Annotated in this window: 7 protein-coding genes; 2 read left to right on the top strand and 5 right to left on the bottom strand. The window is 52.4% G+C overall.

Features of this window, described 5'->3' with window-relative positions:
• A partial coding sequence (locus tag DI14_RS07815) for a transposase (RefSeq protein WP_081825850.1) occupies window positions 1-820 on the top strand: 820 nt, incomplete at its 5' end.
• A gap of 18 nt (window positions 821-838) precedes the next feature.
• Here the strand turns inward: DI14_RS07815 and DI14_RS07810 are convergent.
• The 3 genes from DI14_RS07810 to DI14_RS07800 all read right to left on the bottom strand — a co-directional run bounded on the left by DI14_RS07810 (window position 839) and on the right by DI14_RS07800 (window position 2,712).
• Window positions 839-1,618 (bottom strand): flagellar motor protein MotB, encoded by a 780-nt coding sequence (locus DI14_RS07810; protein WP_034807233.1) that lies wholly within the window; start codon window positions 1,616-1,618, stop codon window positions 839-841.
• Entirely contained in the window at window positions 1,596-2,378 is a 783-nt protein-coding gene (gene motA, locus DI14_RS07805; protein ID WP_034807231.1) for a flagellar motor stator protein MotA, read from the bottom strand. The genes DI14_RS07810 and motA overlap by 23 nt, the downstream gene beginning before the upstream one ends.
• Before the next feature lie 82 nt (window positions 2,379-2,460).
• Entirely contained in the window at window positions 2,461-2,712 is a 252-nt protein-coding gene (locus DI14_RS07800; protein WP_235193424.1) for a hypothetical protein, read from the bottom strand.
• Window positions 2,713-2,853: 141 nt separating this feature from the next.
• Between DI14_RS07800 and DI14_RS07795 the strand changes: the two genes are divergently transcribed.
• Window positions 2,854-4,233, top strand: a complete 1,380-nt coding sequence (locus DI14_RS07795; RefSeq protein ID WP_051622643.1) for a TrkH family potassium uptake protein — start codon at window positions 2,854-2,856, stop codon at window positions 4,231-4,233.
• A 12-nt stretch (window positions 4,234-4,245) separates the two neighbouring features.
• On the opposite strand, the gene DI14_RS07790 is transcribed toward DI14_RS07795, so the two are convergent.
• Together DI14_RS07790 and DI14_RS07785 are read right to left on the bottom strand one after the other, a co-directional pair.
• Entirely contained in the window at window positions 4,246-5,316 is a 1,071-nt protein-coding gene (locus DI14_RS07790; RefSeq protein ID WP_034807227.1) for an SDR family oxidoreductase, read from the bottom strand.
• The coding region (locus DI14_RS07785) for a cell wall metabolism sensor histidine kinase WalK (protein ID WP_034807225.1) at window positions 5,313-5,878 on the bottom strand (566 nt) is incomplete at its 5' end. The genes DI14_RS07785 and DI14_RS07790, both read right to left, overlap by 4 nt.

The raw sequence follows: 5,878 nt of genomic DNA, 5'->3' as shown, positions 1-5,878 counted from the left end.
TATGTATCGGACCCGGAAGCCGGAAGGCTTCTTTTGGCTCGTCCACCGAACGGTCGACGCAAAGTATAACTTCATCGTCGATGCCTACGTCACGCCGGGGAACGTGCATGACAGTACCGTCTATCTGGAGCGTCTAGACTACATTCTTCAGCATTTCGCCTTCCCGCTCGAGGCGGTGGCGCTCGACGCGGGCTATTTCTCAACGGAGATCGCCAAGTCGCTCGTCAATCGTGGCATCTATAGCGTCATCTCGAGACGCCGCTTCGGCGGCAAGAAAGGGAAGTTCCGAAAGTCCAAATTCACCTACCTCGCGGATGAGGACGCCTATCGCTGCCCGGCCCGCCAAATCCTCCGTTACAGCACGACGACCCGCCAAGGATACCGTCAATACGTGTCCGACCCGAAAGTCTGTCAAGACTGCCCGCTCCTCGAAAAATGCATGGAGAACGAGACGAACCGTCGGATCATCACGCGCCATTTGGACGAGCCGTTCCTCGAAGCGGTGAACAGAAATCGATTGACCGCATCCGGTCAATACCTATACCGTCTCCGGCCACAGACCGTGGAGCGCTCGTTCGCTGACGCGAAGGAGCTTCATGGGCTCCGTTTCACGTTCTACCGTGGGCGTGAGGCGGTCCAGCGCGCCAACCTGGTGGCAGCCACCGCACAAAACATGAAGAAGCTGGCCAACCTGTTGGCCTGGAGAGACCGTATACATACCATTTTTTCAATCTTGTGCCGGGCAGAGCGCCTCAAGCTCATCGAACCTAAAAAAGACGAACCAATCCGCGAAAAGCGAATTGGTTCGTCAACAGCCTGAGCCCACGCGAGTGGGCTTTTACTGTGGCAAAATAATCGTCTCAATCATTTTTGGTGCACCTTCGGATAGGTCGACGAGTGGTTTAATCAACACTTCGACGCGACGGTTCTTGGCCCGTCCTTCCGGCGTGCTGTTCGTCGCAATCGGCTTATATTCCCCGTAGCTCGCGAGTGTGAATTGGCTCGGATTCAGTGTATCGTTCGTCAATAAGCCACGCATAAAGGCAGTCGCCCGGGCCGAACTGAGTTCCCAGTTCGATGGGAAGCGGGCCGTGTTGATGGGGACGTTGTCCGTATGGCCCGAGACGACGATTTTCCGGTTACCGGCTTGCTCGAGGATGCCGCTGATGGAGCGGGCGACGGCTCGAGCCTCGGCGTCTAACGTCGCTTCCCCCATGCTGAAGAGCGCACGGTCTTGAATCGTCAAGACGAGACCGCTCGAATTGATGGTCGCTTCAATCTCGTCTTGTAGCCCGTTCTGTTTGATGTACTCGTTCACTTGCTCTTTCAGTTCGTCGAGTTTCGCGAGTTCGTACGTTCGCGGGTTCGCCGTCGTGTCCGTATTGTTCGTCCGGTTGATGTCGCTGTTTGAGGCGGTCGATGCTTGGAATACGCTCGTCCCGCCAGAGAAGACTTGGTTGAACGACTGTGACATCTTCTCGAGTTTTGTCTGGTCGACGTTACTCGACGCGAACAAGACGATGAAGAGGGCGAGGAGGAGCGTCAATAAGTCGGCGTAGGGGATGAGCCAGCCTTCTGAAATATGCTCTTCATGATCATGCTTCTTTTTGCGCTTCATAGTCGGCTCGCTCCTTTGGAGACAAATACACAGACAGCTTATCTTCTAACGTCTTCGGCGACTCGCCGCCTTGAATCGAGAGGATCCCTTCAATCATCATCTCTTTGATGAGTACTTCGCTCTTCGAGTATTGCTTCAGCTTATTTGCGAACGGGAACCAGAGCACATACCCCGAGAAAATACCGAAGAGCGTCGCAACGAAAGCGGCTGAGATGGCGTAGCCAAGTTTTTCGATGTCGGATAAGTCTTTTAAGGCAGCGACAAGCCCGATGACGGCTCCGAGTACGCCGAGTGTCGGGGCGTATGTGCCGGCTTGTGTGAAGACGTCAGCGTTCGCCTTATGGCGGATTTCCATGTTTTCGATATCACGTGACATGACTTCGGCAATATATTCGGACGGTTGTCCATCGATGACCATCATCATGCCTTGCTTCAAAAACGGTTCATCGACTTGTTCGAGCGCTGTCTCAAGAGAGAGAAGCCCTTCTTTCCGCGCTTGTGTCGATAAATCGACGAATTGCGTCAACATGCCGGTCTTACTTGGTAGCGTTTGTTTCGTGAATAGAATTTTAAAAAGTTTTGGAACGGTTTGCAGCTGTTCTTTCGAGACGGCGATACTGACCGCAGCGGCCGTCCCGACAAAAATGATGACCAATGCGGCCGGGTTAATCAGGGGGGCTACGCCTGCACCTTTTAGAAGCATTCCACCGATCAATGTGAAAAAGCCGAGTATAAGCCCTACTAACGTGACGACATCCATGTCTATGTTTTCCACCTTTCTAATCCAGGACATAAAAAAGCGAGAGACGCCACTCGTCTCCCGCATAATGCGTTCCCGATGGTTAAGCGCCGTTTTCGTCAATCAGCAATTGGATGCTGACATTTCGTTCTTCACGCTCTATATCGGTTAATACGTCGTATTTTTTTAACAATGCGTACAATTGATTCACAACTTCTTGATCGAGTGACCAATTTAACAATTCTTCAAGCTGGAAATAAAGATGGGCGGGCATGTACTGTGACTGGCGCTCCAACCTTCGCGAGACATCCTTTAGCGAATGATCTACCGTACTAGGGTCCACGGTTTCATTCAACCTCCTCAACGTTTATAAAGTCTATCTATCATATTACCAAAAAATCGAAGAAAGGGTTAGCGTGACATTTTCCTAGTTGGCAATTTTACGAGTGAGGAGTAATATGAGCCTTAGAAAACATGATTTGAAGGAGATAGCGAGATGCGACATCGATTGACCGTACGGGAATTGCGCATAAAACGAATTGAGGCGCTCTACCGGCTCGTGTTTGAAAAGCCGGCCCGTTTTATCGCGACAGGCTTTTTGCTCGCCATTTTTTTAGGGGCGACGTTACTCTATATGCCATTCGCGCAGACACAGCCCGTGTCCTGGATTGACTGTCTGTTTATCGCGACATCGGCCGGCACGGTGACAGGATTGTCGACGATTGATATCGGGACTTCATTCAATACGTTCGGCGAGCTCGTCATCGTCGCGTTGATTCAAGTTGGGGGTCTCGGGTTTATGACAGTCGCGCTTATGTTACTCAGTCTGCTTGGGAAGAAAATCGGTTTAAAACAGCGCATCTTGCTTCAAGAGTCACTCAACTTATCGGGACCTGGTGGTACGGTGCGTCTTGTCCGCAACATTGTTTTCACGACACTTATCGTCCAGTTCATCGGTATGTTGTTTTTGACGGTCGAACTGTACAGCACCGGTGAGTATCGTTTCGGTGAGTCATTGTATTATGGATTCTTTCATGCGGTCTCGGCGTTCAATAATGCAGGGTTCGCCCTGTGGCCGGACAATCTGATGCAATTTGAACAAAATACGGCCATTGTCATTACGATTTCTGCTTTGTTAATGATTGGTGGACTCGGATTTACGACGATTGCAGACGCAGCCGAGGTGAAGCGTTGGAAGCGCCTCGCCCTCCATTCGAAGATTATGATTGCCTCGCTCATTATATTGAACGGCATCGCCTGGTTCGCACTCATGTTATCTGAGTGGGTTTCCAATGAAGGGGGACAGTATGGCCGATCTTTTGGTGAAGCGTTACACGTCACCTTCTTTCAAGCTGTGACGACACGGACGGCAGGCTTCAACACGATCGACCTCACGACGATGGCACCGATATCGATTGGGATTATGATCATCCTCATGTACATCGGAGCAGGGGCCGCTTCCACGGGGTCGGGGATTAAAGTGACGACCGTGGCCGTCATTTTAGCCGATATGTGGGCGTTCATCGTTGGGAAGAAAGAGACGGTCATTTTGGAACGGACGATTGATGCGTTTCAAATTAAAAAAGCGTATGTCGTCGCCATCTCGAGCTTCTTCTTTATTTTATTGATTACGACGTTAACTATCTTGACGAATAGTCACATCCCAGCGACGTCGCTCTTATTTGAGACGGTGTCGGCGTTCGGAACAGTCGGTTTGTCGCTCGGCGTTACAGCGGAATTGAATGACGCTGGTAAAAGCTTCATCATGTTCATGATGCTACTCGGTCGCGTCGGCTCGCTCACGATCCTCTTCACCGTGGCACGGCAGCTCGACCGTAAGATTCGCTATCCGAAAGAAAAACTATTGATTGGATGACAAAAAGCCCTGTTAGGGCTTTTTGTGTGTCTCGTAATAGGTGACGACTTGCGGCAAATAATCTTTCAAGTCCGGGCAGACGATCCCGGTCCCACTCAATGCGCGCATCGTCTGTGTCGTATCGAACCGGACTTGATGCTTGAAATAGTCGAGCAGTTCGCGCGGGACGCCGTACCGCTCTTGGAGCTTGAGTGCGGAAAACCCAGCCTCTGCGGCGATATGGGGGATGGTGCCGCGCGGGGCACGTGCGAACATCGTCTCGTGAATCATCCGGTACACTTCACGGATGCCGTGCGGGAACGGGTCCGTCAAATGGAACGTCCGGCCAAGTCCGGCCGGGGCATGCGCGAGATAGGCTGTCGCCTCGACGACATAGTCGTACGGGACGAGGTTCACTTCGACATTTTGACGTCCGATGTAAGGAAGCGGGGCCGCCTGGCGCAACTGGTCCATCAGTTTCAAGACGAAATAGACGCCGTCGAACTTCTTCGTCTCCCCGGTCACGCTATGGCCGATGACGATGCCGGGGCGGATAATCGTGATCGGCATCGAGCCGAACTCGCGCGAGACGATTGCTTCCGCCTCATACTTCGTCGCCTCGTAATGGTTTTTAAAACGGACGCGGTGCCATAACTCGTTCTCATAGACGGTCCCTTGGCGGCGTCCGGACACATAGGCGGTGCTGAAGTAGACGTACCGCTTCAAATGCGGTGCCCGTTTTGCCAGCGAGGTGATGTGCTTCGTCCCGAGCAGGTTGATGCGATACCCGACATCATACGGGATGCTCAAATCGTAAGCGGCCGCCAAATGGAAGATGTAATTCACCTCACGCTCGATGATCGAGCGCATGATTGGATCGAGCACGACTTCAGGCAGCGTAATATCGGCCTCGACGAGCACGAGCTGATCGTCTCGTAACGATGTCGCTTCCAACAACTCCTGTTTTAAAGCGAGTGCCGCGGAACGTTCGGTCGGGAGGTGGAGCGCATAAATCGTGCCGATTTGGTTCGGTACCGACGCGAGATGGGTGATCAGCTTCCCGGCCAAAAAACCGGGGAACCCCGTAAAGGCGTAATGGTTCATAGTGTCTCCTCCGCTAAGTCGAGCGTGAACGTGAACGTCGAGCCGACGCCGACCGTCGATTCGACTTCGATGCTACCGCCGTGCGACTCGATGATTTCCTTACAGATGGACAATCCGAGTCCCGTCCCCCCGATTTGGCGCGTATCGGAGTTGTCGACGCGATAGAATTTCTTGAATAGCTCTTCGAACGCGTGCTCGGGGATGCCGATGCCGAAATCTTGAATCGAGACGAACGCTTGTCCATGCTCGGCTCGGATTCGGACCTCAACTTCGTGGTGTTGCGGCGAATACTTGATTGCGTTTGACAACAGATTGATGAGCACTTGCTCGATACGCGCTTGATCGGCGATGAGAGGCAGTGCTTCATCGGCGTCGTCAAAATGGATGGAATGGTTGCTCGTCTCACGGAACCGTTCGACGACGTCACGAACGAGCTCGTTCAAGATGAAATGGTCCTTTTTATACTCCTGATTGCCGTCCTCCATGCGCTGAATGTCGAGGAAGTCGTTCAACAAGTCCGTCAACCGTTTTGCTTCTTTCGCCATCGTCTTCAAGAAACGCT

Source organism: Exiguobacterium sp. AB2 (genome assembly GCF_000696055.1).
Lineage (GTDB): Bacteria > Bacillota > Bacilli > Exiguobacteriales > Exiguobacteriaceae > Exiguobacterium > Exiguobacterium alkaliphilum.
This window is presented reverse-complemented; position numbering and strand designations above follow the sequence as displayed.

Coding starts and splice junctions, on each gene's coding strand:
- motA (WP_034807231.1), bottom strand. CDS start 2,378: ATGGATGTCGTCACGTTAGTAGGGCTTATACTCGGCTTTTTCACATTG.
- DI14_RS07790 (WP_034807227.1), bottom strand. CDS start 5,316: ATGAACCATTACGCCTTTACGGGGTTCCCCGGTTTTTTGGCCGGGAAG.
- DI14_RS07795 (WP_051622643.1), top strand. CDS start 2,854: ATGCGACATCGATTGACCGTACGGGAATTGCGCATAAAACGAATTGAG.
- DI14_RS07810 (WP_034807233.1), bottom strand. CDS start 1,618: ATGAAGCGCAAAAAGAAGCATGATCATGAAGAGCATATTTCAGAAGGC.